Below are 17106 nucleotides of genomic sequence, written 5' to 3' on the forward strand. Positions count from 1 at the left end.
AATTAAATTAAGATAGCGTTAAATAGCCTATATCAGCCCCATATCGTCTAAATACCATAACTTTAGGGTTGTTAGTACTTTGTGTAATTGATAAGCCTTGTGTACTTGAAGCAACAAAACCATTTAGATTTGTCACATAGGCATTTTGAAAATCTACTACACCTGAAAAATTAGTTCCGCCTATCATATCTATGCCATTCCATGCTTCAATCGCTAGCCCTCCACCACCAGTTGTAATAGTTGTCATGTCTGAAAATATTATTTGATGTCCAATGCTTATGTTACTACTCACATCAATAGTTGTAGCACCTGTGATGCTACCATTACCAGTAATATTTCCGTTAACAAACACAGCACCGTTAAAATTAATTTTTTGCGCATCAATCGTAACAGAATACGGATCTTGGTTAATCTTACTTACAATCGATGCACCAGTGTAGTCCGTGATAGAAACCTTTTGCGAAATCAGCGCTGCTTGTTGCGTAATGCTTGATTGTGCACTACTCATTTGAGTATTTAACCCACCAATTTGCGAGCTGTGAGAGGTGACAGTAGATTGTATACTACTAGCTGTAATATCTAATCTAGCAACGTCTTGGCGCACATTGCTGATATTATTACTTATCGTTGTGACTTCTGAACTTACTTCAGCTCGAATTTGTGCTGCTGTTTGAGAGATAGACGAGCTCAGACGTGTTTCCATGCTATCCATGCCTGTATTGATATTTGTGATATGCTGCGTCATTTCGGTTCGAATTTCACGAGCTGTCATGCTAATCATGGCGGTGTATTCAGTTGTGATATTTCGTTCTAAGTCTGTTACTGTTTCAGATAATTCCCACCGATATTCTCGCTGGATGATTTCCTTCGTTTTATCGATGTTATCATTAACACTTGATTCCGTGTCTTTGATTTGGTCCTGAAGAATTTCTTCAGCTGTCTTAAAAACATAATTACCAACTGTTGCACTTGTAACAACAAATTCTTCTCCATCCCACTCTTCACGCACTTTAAGAATACGTGTCACTATAGACAAATCGTCCATTGGTTCGTAAATGGTGTGAATGGTTTCTCCAAGCTCGTGACTTTCACCTAATTGGGCAATATCTAACTCATAGGAAATATCAATATCTTTGAATTTTTCTTTAGCTCGCTTTTCAGCATCTTCAATAGTTTTGATTCGCTCATCGTTGATAATATCGCCATAAATTGAACGACTATAGTTGCCTGCAGTTGGAGAAATAAATGTAGCTGTTTCTGTTAAATCATCGCCATAATTAACGATGACATGTGTCACAATATTGGTTGATGTTGATTCTTTAGATAGACTTTTAAGATTGTATCCATACCGATATTGTTGCCCATAATCACTACTTAACTTTTTCCTTATGTTGAAAACTTTGTTTGGCAACAATTCAAACTCTACTTGGATTTTATTGCAAAACTCTTGAAACAATTTCCACACATTATTTCTTCCAAACTCTTTTAGTTCAACATTTGCAACCACACCACTACTGTCAAAATTCACGGTCCAATCTGTGCCAGCCAGCAATTGATTAAATACTTGTAATGGCGTATAGGAACCTGTCAGCTTTTGATTGAATGGTACACCTATTAAATCAGTAACAGCATGTAAAGCACTAATATTTTTATAGTGAGTTCTATTAGTCAATTTTTTGATGCGATATTCGTGACCATCTATCAAAATTAGCGCTTCATCTTGTAAAAATGGATAGCCAGGATTATTAGCTTCATTGACTACAATCAAGTTCAATTCATGAGCTGAGCTAATTTCTGAATCTCTACGCGCAGATTGGATATGATTGATTGGATATTCCATTCCGTTTTTTATTACAGTTAGCAAGGTAGCCCTCCTTTCCAGCAAAAATAAAAACAAGCCCGTTATAGAGCTTGCTCAGCCAACTTATCGAATTCTTGTTTACTAGTAAATATTATTAATCCCGTTATCCCTAATCCTTCGCTGATTACAACTAGCACTATAAATATATTGAAACTGATATAACCCTTAGAAAATACAAATAGTGCCCCTGCTAAAATAATTAATGCTACACTCATTATTGATATACAGGATGCTTTGATGAATGTTGTATGACCATATAAATCTTTTTTCTTCTGTCCTGTAACCACAACTTCGACAAATTTACAATTATCATTAAGATCAAAAAAGCAAATTTCATTTTCTTTTCTTGCAATTATTTTGCCTTGTGGATTTGTTCTTATTACTCGCCATTTTCCATCTGTATTTTCAATGAAAAAATCATAATTTATACCTATAACAAACGCTAAAAATCGAAAGAAGTAATGTGTGAGATAAGCTATCGACAATATTAAAATTAAAAAAATAATTAAGTAGGCAAACAACAAAGTATTAAAATCCATGAAATTACTAAATTGTTTTTCAAATTGTTCGTTTAAAGTGTTGAAAGTAAAGAATACAGAAATAAAAGCAAATATTAAAGAAGGTAATAAGTTTTTTGTTAATAGCATTAAAAATTTCTTTTTTGGCGCCATAAGCTTGATTTCAATTTCCGTTACATTAATATTATCAATGAAGTTAATAATTAAATAAGTCAGAATTGGAATACCTGCAAATGCTCCTTTAAATTGATTCATAGTTTCTAGAATACTCATAAAAATATCTCCTTTCATCTACTAAATTCGACAAAAGGAGATATTTACCTTTGATAAAAATTTGATACTTCTAAAAGCCTCATTTACTATACATTTTTTGACTGTTACGCCATAGCGTTGATAGTACGATTAGCAATCTCGATTTCCACTTCACTGCGGATTGCATAAGTATTACTTCCAACAGCTTTTGTTTCAGGTACTTCCTCAATTACCATACGTTCCGCCATAACAAGTGTTGCATATGATTCCACTAATTTTTTCTGTATAACATTCATCTAAATAACCTCCAATTCAATTAATAAGTTAATTATTTCAAGTTCTCTCTCTGCCTTTGTTACCTCATTTTGTGTTGGTTGTAAAGATGATAAAAAATCATCTTCTAAAAATTCCTCTTCGCTTTTACCCTCAATCCACTCTCCATTTACCCATCTTGGTTTATAAAATCCGTTTGGCATCGGCTCAATGACAATATCATCTGTTAAGGTACTGTCATCACCGTCAACTACAATAACCTCTGTCACATACCCATCTGCGTCAATTTTATGTGCTTGTATCATCATAATATTAATACCCCAATCCAATTACATTTGCATAATACGTTGCACCTTGCACTGGTGTCGTACCTCGTATAAAGTAAACCGTATTTACTACCATTGCATCAAATGCGTATTGACCTGCTGCTGTATAAAAGCTAACAATTTGTCCGATTTGATAGCCTGTAGGGATAGTTGCGATAACACCTGTAGGGGATGCCCCACAAGTTATCTCAAATTTGTACACTACAATACCTAAATCATTTTTGCTATAGCGTAAATTACCTGTCCAACCGTTTTGCAATGTGCCTTGTATCCAATTCAGCTTATTTGTTACTATTTGTGTCCAAGTTGCCCATGTTGTATCTGCATCACCATCATTACGTCTGTACCACAATCCTCTAGTATTATCATTCCATTTTTGTGCAAGCTGAAATGCTCGGGCATTAATATCATAAGATGATGCAGTAAAAATTGTTGACCATCCATCTGAAATTGGTGGAGTGTTAAGTCCAGTTGCATTTAATGTATACACTGATGTTTCGCCTATTTTATTTGCGTCGTTTTGAGCGTGATAACCTGATGCTTTTTTCACAGTGCTATCAAACACTTTTTTAACCGCATTCGCAGTAGCTGCTTGTGTCGTACTTGTACTGTTTGTATTGTCATTAAGCTGTACATGCCCTGCTTGGGATGTAGACGCCATTTTGGCCAAGTGTGTAGTAACTGTCTGTTCCAGATCGGTCAAATCTGCATCATTTACTTTAGTAGCTAATGCTCCTTGTAGCCCGTTAATGTTTGACATATCATGGACATGCTGAGATGGTGGATATGCAGTAGGTTTGTTAGGTAAGCTATCATAGTCTACAACTACATTACCTGTTTGCCCGTTGACTGTATCAACCGCTCCTGTGCCGTCAATACCACCTACAGCTAAAATACGCCAATGTATGCCATCATCAATCGGCATAACCCCTGTGACTTGTTGTAGTGCTACGTAAGACGATTTATTAAGTCGCACCACATTGTAAGCCTCATAAGTGGTGTTAGCATCATATTCACCCTTGAAATCTAACTCTTCAATAATTCCAAGCATTTCAGCTATTTTTTCGTTAGCAGATTGCATCGTACTGCTAAAGGTAGTCGTTCGACTTTGTTCTGCTAATTCTCTTGCTTGTTCTACTAATACACGTGCAGCTTCATTTTCTTGCCGAGTAGTTTCATTAGCTTTGCGGATAGTCTCATTACTAACTCTTTCAGCTTCTGCTGTTGATCGGGCTGTTTCATTTGTCACTCGATTAGCTTCCGCCTCCACAATGTTCTGTAAATCGCCTTGTAATGCTTCTAATTCACCTTTTAACGTTGCCATTGTTGCGATAACTGCATTTGCATTACTTGTCGCTAGTCCTGCATTAAAAATCGCTGCAGCAATATCAATCAGTGCTGTATTCGCTTGGGCAATTAACGATTGCATCTCCGCAATAGATATATTCGCATTTTCTGTCGCCTTAATAAGATCTGCAATCAATTCACCGATATCTTCATTCCCTGACAGTAAATTAATTTGTCCTTGTACATGCTCAAAATAAGCCATGATACGTGTCCAGTTTTCATTTATCCTGTCACGGCCCTCCTTATCAACAGGAGACAATGTTTCTTGTAAAGGATATTTCTGTGACAAAGTTATCACCTTCCTTACTTAAAATAAAAAGGAAAATCAAGACTGATTGAAGTGACTAGGCCACCACTAATCAGAAATTGATTGTTCCCTTTTTTGAGTGTTATTAATTTTTTATTTGTTTGACCTGTGACATGTTGGCCATTTTTAAAATAGCTCACGCCATCAAGGACTAATGTGTCAGATGGTGTTAAGCCTGTGTTTAATCTAAATACATCGCCTGTTGCTACATTCGTGATTTGTACAAAGCTTGGGAAACTACCTTTTAACACAATTTTTAATGGCATATACCGAGGATCAACTTTCACATTGCCATAGTTTTTCAAAATGAAATTATCAGTAGCAAAAATGAATTGTGGAGGGTCCTCATCCCAATCAAAATCCATTCCCCATGCAATTTGTTCTAAATCCCATTCTTTACCCATTAATTGAAGGCTAGTGAATGTCGTTTCTGCATAGGGCAAGTCACTTGTCTCATATTCAATCACTCGTTTTCCTCGTAATCCGTTCCATTCAACCGCATCATTATTGATACGTTCCACTTTCCAACGCTTATGCAAATGAGGTGTCCATTTCACCATATCAAGTGCTTTTTTAAATGATGATTCTCCAGGCAATTCAAACTTATAGCTATCAGTCATAAGTTGCTGATAAATATAAAATTCCTCATCTCCATCCAAGATTTCTGCTAACTGCTCTGTCAATAACTCTGTATCTGTTACATTTTTGGCTTGTAACATTAAGGTCAATTGTAACTTTCTCACACCATGATAACGTTCTGTTCGATTACGCCCTGGGCGCCCTTGAATGTTTTCGGAATTATAGACAATATCCATTGGTACAACTTTCAAGATGGGGACGCCATAATCAGCTAAATTGTGACGCACGCCATCCATCGTTTCTAATATTGCCATTATGGCATCATCCTTTCTTAAAAGTTTTTAATTGCAGATTTTTTGCGCTACGATCAACTAAATAGGACTCTACCTCTTCACCATTCCAGTCTTGGTTAATGATAACGTTGATTGGTTGCTTGTCATAATCTACATCTTGTACAAGCTCTTGGTTGAAATATTGAGACGATGCACTTGTAAAATTATTACCTGCAAACGCAGTCTGAAGTGAATCATTTTGTAGCCATGAAGCTAAAGACGCTCCTGCATCTTTGGTTGCACCTTTAATCGACCCTTGAATATCCAAAGTAGTTTGAAGAGTATTTTTCAAACTATTGGCCATCGATTTAGCCGCATCTTGAAGCTTACCCTTCATGGATGTTAGACCATCTATCAAGCCTTGTACAGCATGTACACCGATTTCAGGAAGAGAAGCTGACATAAGATTGAATTCACCCTCTGCACCATAACGTAGAGCTTTGACTTCTTTCTCAAAAGTATCTTGTAGCTCTTTCAACTTTTCCCCAGCGTTTGAATTCAATTTTTGAATTTCATCTTCCATTTTTAAGCGAGCTGATTCTAATTCTTTCGTTGCTTGCTTTTTAGCCATCTCTGTTTTTGTCTGCCACAACATTTGATATTCGTCCAACTGGGATGCAGTCATTTGTGATAAGGCTTTAATCTCTGCAGCTGATTTAGGACCTAACTGTTGCAACTCTTCAATCAACCCTTTATCCAATCCCTGTGCTTCTAAAGTAAATAAATCATTCATCCAGCCACGTAAAGTACCGACTTGATCACGCATATTTTGCAATAGGTCGATTTGCTTTTTGATGTTGCCCTCATCGTCATACTCAACCATTTTCGTCAAGCTGACTTCATCAAAAAGTCCCCACGTATTTTTGAGTGTATCTACCCTTGCATCATACGTTTGCTGGAATTCATCACGCAGTCGTTTTTCTTCATTAGCTAGTTCATCGTAGATAGTTTTTACTTTAGCTAAGTAATCATCTGCTAACGATTTCAGACGATCATACATTTCTTTTTTAGCATCATATATTTTTTCTTCATAAGCAATTTGTTCTTCACTACCTACTTTGTATTGCTTCATATACTGCTCATAAGCTTGTAATTTATCTGTAAATGACATGGCATTATATTTCACAGCTTGATCAATCAATTCATTTTCATAGCTAAATTGCTCTTGCATGGCACGTTTATACGCATCTTGATACTTATTAAGTGCTCTAAGTTTGTCGTCTGTACCATCCTTAAACGCTGTAGATGCGTATTTCCAATAGGCTGCTTCCTCTACTGCACTCAAGCCATATAGTTCTTTTTGTACATCCACATATTCCTGCAATGCTTGTAACTTATCAGCATTTACCGAATCATTAATCTTTCTTGTTTCTTCTGCAAGTTTACGGTTGATTCCAAGAATTTTGTTACTTGCATCACGTTGAGCCTTAACTATTTCAGCACTGCCAGATTTAGCTGTCTTGCTTTTAGCTTTAGATGCTTTGCTACTAACGCCTTGGACATCTTTAGCTAACTTGCTGTTGATATCGTAAATTTCCTTGGCTGCCTTACGCTCTAGTTCTTTGATTTCGCTGTTATTTTGGGCAATGACACGACTAACGGCTTTTTGAGCACCTTCAATCTGTGCCTGAGATGCTTTTATTTCCTTTGAAAAATCAGGTACTACGGCATCTGCCATTTCTTTAGATGCTGATTTTACAAGATTGATACTATCTAAAATCCCCTTAGCAATACCAGCTGGAATCCATTTAGCAATTGCCGCCATGACACGACTGGGGCTATGAATTCCAAGCGCTGATTTAACCCACTGAGGTATCTTATCAGTCAGTTTTCCTAGTGCTGTAGCCACTGAGCCGAACATTGAGGTGATACCAGAAATAAGTCCATTTACGATATCAACTCCAGCTTGTTTCACACTGTCAATAATAGATTGGAATGTTTTTACAATTATTGAACCTATTGATTTAGCAGTATCAACAATAATATTCCAAGCTTTTTTCCAATCACCCTGCAGTAAAGCCATTCCTGCCGATACGATGCCAAGAATTAACGTTACCCCAATATCAATAATGCTAGAAATTAAAGTCCAGGCAATTTTAAAGGCCGCAGAAATCAGAGCCCATCCAACTTGGACAATTGTCAAAATGGTGTTCATCGCTAATGATAATCCTGTGACGATTACCACTCCGAATTTTGAAACAATGTCCATGATTTCTTTGCCATTTTCGGCCCAAAAGCCCTTAAATTTCTCTAGCTGTTTCTTTCCAAAATTTACGATAGTAGTGAGCGCTTCGGAGATATCTTTAGCAATTTTTCCGAATATTTCTTTCGTACGAGTAGCAATTTTACTCCAAGCTTCATTAACAAAATCTCGGAACCACTCTACTTTGTTATAGGCTAAAACTAATACACCAATAATTAAACCAATAGCAGCTACAACTAAACCTATTGGAGATACTAGCCAAGTGAATACTCCGCCTAATTTAGAAATAACGCTCCAAAACTTTGTAACATACGGGGTCACTTTTGCAATGATTGTTGAGAAGCTTGTTAAGTGTGGAGCAATCTTTACAAAAACGCCAATTAAATTACCAAAAACGGATACAACAGATATAACAATAGGAGCCAAAGCAGAAATAACACCCAACACAACTGGGAATAAGGCTACCAATGCAGCTGCGTTTTGATTAGTCTGTAGTAAATTGTTAAACCACTCAAAAAAGGCATTAGCTGCATCTAAAACAGCAGCACCCATTGGCGCAAATGCAATCCCTAAATTGATTATTAAATCCCAGAGATTGCTCAATAAATCTAATACAGCTGGAGTAGATGCTTGAATGAATGCTAAAAATTGTTGGAACTGCTGATTCTCGCCCAGTGTTTCAGCCCATGTTCTAAATCTCTCCGTCATTTCAGCGAGACTTGTCATAAAGCTTCCACCCATATCGGCAAAGGCCGAAAAGAATGCAACAATACCCATTGTGAGATTTCCGAAAATATCAGAAATGACAGGCATGTATGTTTGAACATAATCTATGAACGCTTTGAGGCTTTCAGATTGACTTAAACCATCAGCCCAAGAGGCAAAGGATTTCATCATACCATTAAAGTTTTTCGACCATGCTTCAGCTGCAGGTGCAAGAGCAGCTATTAAACTACCTAGTCCAGCTACAAGATGCCCTATACCCGTAACAAAATTTTCAAAAATACTTGATCCATACTTATTAAACGTTTCAAAAATCTTTTGAATGGGTTGACTATCAATTGATTTATTGAAAGCATCCATCAATCTAGCCGTGCTTTGCGCTACCGATTCAATCATTGGCGACAACGATTGTAGTATCTTTTGAGCACTTTGCATAGCGCTCGTAAATGCTTGCAACACAGGTGTTTCTGTTGCTTTTACTAAATTGTTGTATGTGCTCTTAAAAGCATCCCATGAAGCTTTGGCACGCTTTTGTTCAGCATTTAATTTTGCATTCTCATCAAATAATTTTTTAATCGTTGGAATGGCCACAGCAGCTAGTCCAACAAACCCTAATGCTGCAATACTTAGTGCACTAGCTAAGATTAATAATTGCCCAGCTAATACACCAATCATGACACCCAGTGAGCCAATTAAGCCTACAATTACTGATAAAAATTGTGACAGTGCTGGCACTAATGATAATAGCGCACCACCTATCATTTGTTGCCCAGCTTCTGCAAATGCTCGAACCGTAGTTGCATATGATTCCATAGCATTTGTATAATCAGCCCAAATCTTAATGACGATGTTCTTCTTTATTTTTTTTGACTGTCGGTCCACAACAACAACGCCTGCTAAAAAGTCACTAATGTCCGCTCTAATATCAATAGTCACATCTCGTATAGCTGCAAGTAAAGTTTCAACAGTAGTTAAATCCGCAATAGCTCCCCCTGTATGGGCGTTTAAGTTAACTGTGGCTGTTGTGGAGCTGTTTCCTAGTGCAGCTAACTCAGCTTGGACCATTAGAATCTGTGTATAAAATACATCCATATCAAGATGTACCTTGATTTTTATTGACTCTTTGTCTAAGTCTTGTGCAAGTGCTTTGGCGCGTAAGATGTCTTGCATAAAGTCGTTGAGTATTGCTTCAATTTCAACAGTCGCTTGCGTTGCATCAAGTTGTTGAAGCTGCGCTTGAACCTGCTGTACTTTCGCAACAAATTCGTTGATGGAAGCATTGATTTCAACAGATACGCCTGTTGCTAGCTCTCTCATTTGACGATCTACTTCTACCATTTTTCGTTTGAAGCGTTTAATATCTGCATCAACTTCTGCTTTAAAGCGCTCTACTGGCATAATCTCACCGCCTTTATGATTTTTTCTCTACACGCTGCCAATTAAATGTTTTTAACTCTTCGCGCATTTGGTCATACAATGTAAAATCTATATCCATTTGTTTTGTATTATTAGTACCTGAAAGGACTTCCTTACGTGCTTTCTCAGCATCAAAGTATTTTTTTGGTGGATTTTCTTTACGTGATTTCTTTTGCTTAGATACCATCCCACCTATCCATGCACTCTGTACTTGACGCTCGTATTCGTCAATTTTTGCTAACTGTGCACCTTGAAGAAAGTTGCGGTATTCTCTAGGAGACCATGAATAAATCAAATTCACATCATAGATACATAAAAACCTAGCACAGTTACGCTCGAAATCGTCATAAGTTAAGCTGTCGTCGTTACCTCGAATAGCTCTTGTCCAGTGATTTCCTTGTACCCATCCCCTAGACGTTTCAACATCAATTCCATCTTCTGAATTTCCTCTTCGTCCTTTTGCTTCATCTTCGAAACGAGCAGCATATTCTTCTTGAATTTCGCAAACTCGTTGCGAGAAAAAGCCGATTCATCAATCGCCTCAAAAACTTCTGCAAATAACGCAGTTGCATCGCCTTCCTCGTCCATCCGTTGATCGATTGCTGTTAGGATTTCATCTTGAGTTGGCAGCTTTTTTGTATCCAACTTGATAGCAGATTCCCACAGATATAAAAGCCCTTCAAAATCTTGTTCGATTAGTAAGGGGAGCAACTTAGAAATGCCTCCTGATACTTTATCCTTTTGGGATTTACCATCCTGAGATTCCGCCTCAGGAATCACCTTATTCAAAACCTTATCCAACATAATCGAACATTTTAAATTGTAAGTCGTATCTTTAATTGTTAATGTAGCCATTTTATATTCCTTCTCTCTTTAATTTTTGGACATAAGAAAAAGACGAACCTAAGTCCGCCCTTTAAGAAACTGTTACTGACACTGTATCAGTAACTGTAGGATTGTCCTTTGAAGTCACTGTAATTGTTGCGTTACCTGCTACTAAGGCTGTTACTAACCCATTAGCTGAAACTGTTGCCACATCTTTATTAGTTGATGTGTATACTACATATTGATTTGAGGCATCGGATGGTGTAACTTCTACGCTTAATTGTTGCTTATCCGTTGGCGCTAAAGTAAGTGTGTCAGGCGTCACTGTAAGACCTGTGACCTTTGTTTTATTAACAATATTGCTAGAATCACCAGTTGTGTCACCTGGTAACTGGAATCCGTACTTAGCAAAATTAATAAGACCTGGTGGTAAATCCATAAATGCGCCTTCGGCTGATTCGATTTGCACTGTCATAGATGCGCTCAATTCGTCTAACCCTTCGACAGGGCTTGATGTTTCAAATGAATCGACAACCGCATACGCAAATTTCGCATCATGCGTGCCTTCATCATTCTTTTCTGTTTCAATTTCCCACACTTTTAGCTCTTTACCATCCTTTATTGCACGATAAATAGCTTTCTGTCCTGCATCTCCCTTACGGCCATACATGGACAATTCCATTGTTTCAGTTAATGTTCCAATAGCCGAAATAGAGCCCATTTTTGTAGCTTCAGTCGAATTGTCACGTTCTACGCTGTGTGAATAATCTGTTTGAAAGCCTGGTACTAGACCATCAGCACCCAGCACATTATTGGTAGGTTGTACCATAATAATTTTTACCATTGTATATCCTCCTATTTTGTTTTTAATAGTTTGTATTTGTAAGTGATTACGCCATGCTTATGAACATTGTCAATATCATCAAAGACACGAGGTTCATGCGGTGTCACTTGCATAATTTCATAAGATGTTAGCTCAATCTTATATTTAAGAGCTTCATGAATCGAAGCGATGATTTCATAAACCTTTACATTACCATATTCCCCGTTAGTTGCTTGGTTGTGGTAGACATGTATGGCAATCGTTTCTTCAACAATCTCTTCAATCTTCACTTCTTGATCTATGTTTAACATTGGTTCACCAAGATAAACGTAAGGAAAAGGTGTTTCTTCCGTCACATGATCGTAGACGCCTGTTACCAAATTTAAAAGCGATGCATCAGTAGATAACCTCTGATACACCGCCGTTTGTAATTCTACAAATGGTAGTGCCATATTGTCACTTCCCTAACTTACGAAATTCTTTGATGAAGTAATCTGCTGCTTCATCTACAGCACCTTCCCAGAAAAACTGAGCTCTCTGGCCATGCGTAAGCACAAAACGACCCCACCTTGTATTAAAGTACACCCAGGGAATTTTCTTCGCCCTGCTTCCTCCTGGTCCTTGTGCATAGATTCCCGTCCCGTAGTTCACGTACAAAGCATAGAAAGCTCCTATCTCTAACTTCGCACCATAACCGTCAGCATCAAATGTTACGTTAATAGAGTCGGCCATCTCACCTGTTTCGTGAGGCATACGTGCTTTCAACTCTTTTTCAAGTAAAATTGTTGTATTGCGAATGATACGTTTTACTTCATCGATGATATCGTCTTGCCATTTTCTTATTGCTCGTGACATTCTACGATTACCATATTTATAGATGCCCAAAGTTACACCCTCTTTAGAGGTAATCGCATGATTTCATGCATGCCGCCCTGGTCCTCCGCATCACCTGCAGCAGTGTACTCTACACCTTCATACTCTATCCTTGCTGTTACAGGAATTAAAGTGCCATAAGGATAGTACACATCACGATGGAATGACACACCGAGTTGCTTCATTTCCACAAGTCGAGATGTTGAAGGTGTATCCATGAAACAATCTATTTTATTTGTTACTTCCCATTTTTTTGTAGAGCCACCAGAGCCATTTGGAACTGACTTTTCCTCTTTTATTTTTGTTGTATGTGGAAATTCATCGTAAGGCATGGAACTTCACCTTCTTGTACGGCCTTAAATAAGTCCAAATGGCATTTGGGAACTCTGTATCATAAGAATAGGAAACGGAGCCCATCCTTCGACTATTTAATCCTGTTGTTTGCATATTAAATTGAATAGCTTTAGCGATGAATAGACGTACACCTTGAGGCATTTCAGACGGTTCCCAATTACCATTACAGTGGTCCTTCGCTACATCAAATAAAACGGGAGCCATCGCTTGATAAAATGCATCATGCTTAGCCCCTGTAACTCCATTCATTTGCTTTAGTAGATCTATTTCTTCTTGCGTGGGTTGCCACATGAAATCACCTACTCTTCAGTTTCAGTTTTCTTTAAAGGAGCCCGTTTAGGTTTTGGTGCTTCTACTTCTTCGAAATCTTCAGTACGTAAAAGACGGGCACCATGTTCTTCAGTGACCGCCCATGTAATATCTGTTTTTAAGTTTTTCACTAACACCTAAATCCCTCCTTATACTGGACGTTTAGCTGAAAGGACTGCTAGAGCTTCTGGGCGTGTCACTTTAGCACCGTACAGATGAAGCCCTTTAACAGCATCTGCAAAGCGCTTTTCTGGACGGTATCCTTCAACTTGTGCTGCTTGCTCTGCATATGTCCACGCCATGTTATGACCAGCAATGATTTTTGAGTTTGCTACAACTCCAGAACCTGTTGCAACAGAAGGTGCATTATTAGATTTCATTAATAAAAAGCCTGCAGCTCGACCTACAACCCCATTTAATAAACGCTCATCAGCCGGTAAAGCCCCTGAACCAACAAAACGGTCATCTTTTAATAACAGCCCCTCGAACCAAGGCGGAAGAACAGCAAAACGACCTTGTGTCGGCACGTTGGATTCATCAAGTTTTGTTGATAAATCCACTAAGTACTCGTACGCATTGTCCTTTGTCACATCAATTGGAGCTGCATCTGTACCAATAGTATTTGTTGCATGAACATAGTGTGATGCAATAAATTGGTCAGCAACATTTGATAGTGCATATGCAGCCTCAGCCATTGCAGCGTCCATTAATTTTGGGTTTTGTTGAATTTTATCAAGGTCATCAATCTGGAAATTGAAGAATTTCGATTCAGTAATCTGTAAAGAACGAGTATGATCCGTTAATTCTTCTGGATCACCCATGTTGGCGTTTTTTGTATAATCACCAATTGTAACAGTACCAATACCATTGATTTTTACAGTGTCACCATACGCCTTAATTTCACCCTCATAATCACGGTTAATAACACCCGTTTGACCAAACACTAAAGATTTTTGCAAGTTATGCAACAATCGTGCTGACCAAATTGCTGGAATAAAATTTGAAGTAGCCATACTAATATTTCCTCCTTACCGATTAACGGTTATAGTAATTTATTTTTAACGATTTCTTCCCAATTCGCATTGATTTCATTAGGTGTCATTTTTAGAACATCCTCTTTCGTCAGCGCTTTAGGATCACTTGCTTTAGATGGTGGTTGTGTCCCCCCATCTTTGAAACGCTTTTCCACCTCTGCATTAACAGCTGCATTAAATTCAACCTCAAGGACACTTAAATTAGCACTTGTTTGCTCTGCATCTTCACCTACAAAGAATTCTACTAATTTACTCGGCAGACTCTTTTCTGTCGCAGTAGAAAGTGCTTGATTAACTAATTTTTCACGTGCAGCTTCTTTTTGTGACTGCTCAAACTGCGCTTTTAAATCACGTAACTGCTTTGCTTCCTCTGTTTCTGGAGGGTATCGTTTAGCAATTTCTTCTTCTAATTTTTTGGGAAGCGTTTTGGTTTCATACGTTTTAATAGCATCAGTTACTCGTGTATCCGCAAAAGATTGCAGGTACGTTTTACCTTGTTCATTTTCCTGTAGAAACGCAGTTACAGCTTCAATCGTTAATTCTGCCCCTTGTCCGTTTCCTCCTGGAGGTGGCTCCGGTGTAGGTTCAGGGTCATCTGCAAAAAACTGAAGATCTAGTGGCACAATAAGTTTGATATTAAATAGATTTTTAATCATGTATCCTCCTTGCCCAATTTAGTTACTCTGATGAATCCCTAAACTGTTCAAAATTGTATTTGTTCTCGTTCTTTATAGCGTCTGCGAGAGGAAAGACAAAATATTATTCGTTGCATACAACAGAAGCGTTAGCCATTTAAAGCCCCTTTCTAGGCATAAGAAAAACACCTAACATCAATTAGGTGCTTCATTCTTCCTGTTTATATAATAATTCTCTAAATGCACGCGTTTTTTCTCGCCATTTTTTATTTTCTTCAAGATACTCCTGGTACAGCTCTTGTATTTCTTGGGGTGCTTCATTATTGAGTATTGGCTGCTGATTATTGCTGATTTCAACTAGATAAGGTTCTACCTTTTTATACATATCTCTTAATTCTTTAGGCTTCACAATCATAACCACGAAAATCACCTTACCTTTTTACGTATTTTTTCATCAATTCTACTATTTTTTCTGAAAGTACGGTACTTTTTCCTAAGTAATGTAGCGCTATCGCCTCTGAAAGTAATTCCATGTGATTGTCATCTAGATGATATGCTTCTGCTGCGTATGCTGATAATTGTTCTCGAATTTTATAATCCTTCACCAATTCACGTAGATCATTTTGAAATTCAACATTACGAATACCTATCAATTGTTCTTCGATTGCGTGCCCAAGCTCATGAGCAACTGTTTGCTCCATTCCACTATAATCAGTTTTAACAAATGCCCCTTCGTTGACAGATTGTGTAATGAAATTCTCTGTATCTTCTATAGAACCAAAGGACGTATTTATATAAAGTGTCCTTCTGAAATATGCAGCAACTCCAGTGAATTCCTCGTCATATTCAACAAATAGCCCATTATCAACAATTATATTCTCAAAGTCCACTTGTGGGAAATCGATCCGTACTTTGTCTAAGGCTTGTTCTGCAGCCGTTGATACATAATCCCTGAATTCTGATGATAAATCAGGATTATTTCGTTCGATATTTTCATTTATTTCTTGACGATTTTTTAAGAATGAAGCTTTATCATGCTGAATCCCAAACTTTTCTAACCATTCATTAAATGTAATATATCCTTTTAATTTTCTTTTTGGAGGGTGAATATCAGACTGTGCTAACTTTAAAGCTTGCAAATAAGTCTTTCCCTTTGCTTGATACTCTTGGATTTTAGCCTGTACTGCAGCTTGGTATCGGTCATCTTGATAGTCATAGATTCTGCTAGTTTTCGGGACTTTTCCGTTGATGAGTAAAAAGATTTTACATCGGCATCCCCAATTCATCCCTGGGTCTTTCCACGTTTTTGGACGCTTTGCTTTATCCCCTCCATAATGAAAATACCCTGCAGCATCTGCTATTTGGCTATCTAGTATTCGGTGTTGCATACGCACTTGCATATCGCGCATGCTTACCCACATCTTTTGTATATCAATTCGTTCTTTTGCTAATTCATAAATTTTATCTTGAGCAAAATTTAACACGAGATTGAATAAATCCCGTGCTCGTTGTATTCCATAAAATTTAGAATTGAGTGTTCGCTTTTTTATTTGTTTAGTCGTTTCAATTTGCCCTGCTTCTGTGCGCAAATTTTCCCTAATATCCCTGTAGACGTTTAGAGTCAAATCATTCTTATGTCTGCTAAATAGTTGTACAGTGTAATCTGCGTATTCTTTTTTAAAGGCTTGAAACAAAAGCTTCTGTCGACTTAATAGCCACTTGATAAAACTAACAATTCCGCCCATTAATGTTTCCGTTACGTTTCCGAGCGCTGTAAAACCTGTTGCAATGATATTCGCTGGATTTTGCTGAAGCCACGAATAAAGTAAGTAGGCATATAACAAATACATCTTGTTGAAACTCTCTTCTTCTGCTTGTTGTAAATCGGCTAAAATCTGCTGGTACGTTGTGGTTGCCTCTTTATCTATTGCATGCTTGTAATGTTCTAAACGCTTATATCGTTGAAATTCAGATAATGTTTCTCCATATTTCCCGTAGTAGCCCTCTGTTATTTTTAATAAACGGTTTGAGAGTTGAAAATACTTTTTTTCAAGCGTTTTTTCTAGCTGTTCAAGAATTGTTTGCACTTCAGCGAAGATTCGTAATTGATCCATTC

General features: G+C 37.6%; 19 protein-coding genes. All 19 read right to left on the bottom strand.

Translation table 11 applies throughout. From position 1 onward, the window contains the following. Positions 1-7: 7 nt before the first annotated feature. The gene (locus tag OPF91_RS12365) at positions 8-1864 is read right to left on the bottom strand and encodes a phage tail spike protein (RefSeq protein WP_264989056.1); all 1857 of its coding nucleotides are present in this window, start codon (positions 1862-1864) and stop codon (positions 8-10) included. Between the two features lie 38 nt (positions 1865-1902). Further along, positions 1903-2652, bottom strand: a complete 750-nt coding sequence (locus OPF91_RS12370) for a hypothetical protein (RefSeq protein WP_264989057.1) — start codon at positions 2650-2652, stop codon at positions 1903-1905. Between the two features lie 104 nt (positions 2653-2756). After that, positions 2757-2927, bottom strand: a complete 171-nt coding sequence (locus OPF91_RS12375; protein WP_264989058.1) for a CD1375 family protein — start codon at positions 2925-2927, stop codon at positions 2757-2759. Next, the gene (locus OPF91_RS12380) at positions 2928-3212 is read right to left on the bottom strand and encodes a YomQ N-terminal domain-containing protein (protein WP_264989059.1); all 285 of its coding nucleotides are present in this window, start codon (positions 3210-3212) and stop codon (positions 2928-2930) included. A gap of 4 nt (positions 3213-3216) precedes the next feature. Further along, the gene (locus tag OPF91_RS12385) at positions 3217-4866 is read right to left on the bottom strand and encodes a tail fiber protein (RefSeq protein ID WP_264989060.1); all 1650 of its coding nucleotides are present in this window, start codon (positions 4864-4866) and stop codon (positions 3217-3219) included. Positions 4867-4880: 14 nt separating this feature from the next. Further along, positions 4881-5777, bottom strand: coding sequence for a phage tail domain-containing protein (locus OPF91_RS12390; RefSeq protein ID WP_264989061.1), 897 nt, complete (start codon positions 5775-5777; stop codon positions 4881-4883). A gap of 7 nt (positions 5778-5784) precedes the next feature. Continuing rightward, a complete protein-coding gene (locus OPF91_RS12395; RefSeq protein WP_264989062.1) occupies positions 5785-10119 on the bottom strand; it encodes a hypothetical protein in 4335 nt (1444 codons plus the stop codon). Between the two features lie 13 nt (positions 10120-10132). Beyond that, on the bottom strand, positions 10133-10432 hold the full coding sequence (locus tag OPF91_RS12400; protein ID WP_264989063.1) for a hypothetical protein: 300 nt from the start codon (positions 10430-10432) through the stop codon (positions 10133-10135). A 56-nt stretch (positions 10433-10488) separates the two neighbouring features. Beyond that, a complete protein-coding gene (locus OPF91_RS12405; protein WP_264989064.1) occupies positions 10489-10992 on the bottom strand; it encodes a tail assembly chaperone in 504 nt (167 codons plus the stop codon). Between the two features lie 61 nt (positions 10993-11053). After that, on the bottom strand, positions 11054-11806 hold the full coding sequence (locus OPF91_RS12410) for a phage major tail protein, TP901-1 family (protein WP_264989065.1): 753 nt from the start codon (positions 11804-11806) through the stop codon (positions 11054-11056). 11 nt (positions 11807-11817) lie between these two features. Further along, on the bottom strand, positions 11818-12237 hold the full coding sequence (gp17, locus tag OPF91_RS12415; RefSeq protein ID WP_264989066.1) for a tail completion protein gp17: 420 nt from the start codon (positions 12235-12237) through the stop codon (positions 11818-11820). Positions 12238-12241: 4 nt separating this feature from the next. After that, complete coding sequence (locus OPF91_RS12420) at positions 12242-12670, bottom strand: HK97 gp10 family phage protein (RefSeq protein ID WP_264989067.1); 429 nt, start codon at positions 12668-12670, stop codon at positions 12242-12244. A 2-nt stretch (positions 12671-12672) separates the two neighbouring features. Next, positions 12673-12990, bottom strand: a complete 318-nt coding sequence (locus OPF91_RS12425; protein ID WP_264989068.1) for a phage head closure protein — start codon at positions 12988-12990, stop codon at positions 12673-12675. After that, entirely contained in the window at positions 12977-13303 is a 327-nt protein-coding gene (locus OPF91_RS12430; protein ID WP_264989069.1) for a head-tail connector protein, read from the bottom strand. The genes OPF91_RS12425 and OPF91_RS12430 overlap by 14 nt, the downstream gene beginning before the upstream one ends. Positions 13304-13311: 8 nt before the next feature. Continuing rightward, positions 13312-13458, bottom strand: a complete 147-nt coding sequence (locus OPF91_RS12435) for a DUF7302 family protein (protein ID WP_264989070.1) — start codon at positions 13456-13458, stop codon at positions 13312-13314. A 12-nt stretch (positions 13459-13470) separates the two neighbouring features. Further along, a complete protein-coding gene (locus tag OPF91_RS12440; RefSeq protein ID WP_264989071.1) occupies positions 13471-14334 on the bottom strand; it encodes a phage major capsid protein in 864 nt (287 codons plus the stop codon). 29 nt (positions 14335-14363) lie between these two features. Next, positions 14364-15011, bottom strand: coding sequence for a DUF4355 domain-containing protein (locus OPF91_RS12445; protein WP_264989072.1), 648 nt, complete (start codon positions 15009-15011; stop codon positions 14364-14366). Positions 15012-15198: 187 nt separating this feature from the next. Beyond that, positions 15199-15405, bottom strand: a complete 207-nt coding sequence (locus OPF91_RS12450; protein ID WP_264989073.1) for a hypothetical protein — start codon at positions 15403-15405, stop codon at positions 15199-15201. Positions 15406-15421: 16 nt separating this feature from the next. Further along, complete coding sequence (locus tag OPF91_RS12455; RefSeq protein WP_264989074.1) at positions 15422-17104, bottom strand: putative phage head morphogenesis protein; 1683 nt, start codon at positions 17102-17104, stop codon at positions 15422-15424. Positions 17105-17106 lie beyond the last annotated feature (2 nt).

The organism is Lysinibacillus piscis, assembly GCF_026012395.1.
GTDB lineage: Bacteria > Bacillota > Bacilli > Bacillales_A > Planococcaceae > Lysinibacillus > Lysinibacillus piscis.

Coding starts and splice junctions, on each gene's coding strand:
- OPF91_RS12380 (WP_264989059.1), bottom strand. CDS start 3,212: ATGATGATACAAGCACATAAAATTGACGCAGATGGGTATGTGACAGAG.
- OPF91_RS12445 (WP_264989072.1), bottom strand. CDS start 15,011: ATGATTAAAAATCTATTTAATATCAAACTTATTGTGCCACTAGATCTT.
- OPF91_RS12410 (WP_264989065.1), bottom strand. CDS start 11,806: ATGGTAAAAATTATTATGGTACAACCTACCAATAATGTGCTGGGTGCT.
- OPF91_RS12455 (WP_264989074.1), bottom strand. CDS start 17,104: ATGGATCAATTACGAATCTTCGCTGAAGTGCAAACAATTCTTGAACAG.
- gp17 (WP_264989066.1), bottom strand. CDS start 12,237: ATGGCACTACCATTTGTAGAATTACAAACGGCGGTGTATCAGAGGTTA.
- OPF91_RS12425 (WP_264989068.1), bottom strand. CDS start 12,990: ATGCCTTACGATGAATTTCCACATACAACAAAAATAAAAGAGGAAAAG.
- OPF91_RS12430 (WP_264989069.1), bottom strand. CDS start 13,303: ATGTGGCAACCCACGCAAGAAGAAATAGATCTACTAAAGCAAATGAAT.
- OPF91_RS12450 (WP_264989073.1), bottom strand. CDS start 15,405: ATGATTGTGAAGCCTAAAGAATTAAGAGATATGTATAAAAAGGTAGAA.
- OPF91_RS12440 (WP_264989071.1), bottom strand. CDS start 14,334: ATGGCTACTTCAAATTTTATTCCAGCAATTTGGTCAGCACGATTGTTG.
- OPF91_RS12395 (WP_264989062.1), bottom strand. CDS start 10,119: ATGCCAGTAGAGCGCTTTAAAGCAGAAGTTGATGCAGATATTAAACGC.
- OPF91_RS12390 (WP_264989061.1), bottom strand. CDS start 5,777: ATGGCAATATTAGAAACGATGGATGGCGTGCGTCACAATTTAGCTGAT.
- OPF91_RS12370 (WP_264989057.1), bottom strand. CDS start 2,652: ATGAGTATTCTAGAAACTATGAATCAATTTAAAGGAGCATTTGCAGGT.
- OPF91_RS12375 (WP_264989058.1), bottom strand. CDS start 2,927: ATGAATGTTATACAGAAAAAATTAGTGGAATCATATGCAACACTTGTT.
- OPF91_RS12405 (WP_264989064.1), bottom strand. CDS start 10,992: ATGGCTACATTAACAATTAAAGATACGACTTACAATTTAAAATGTTCG.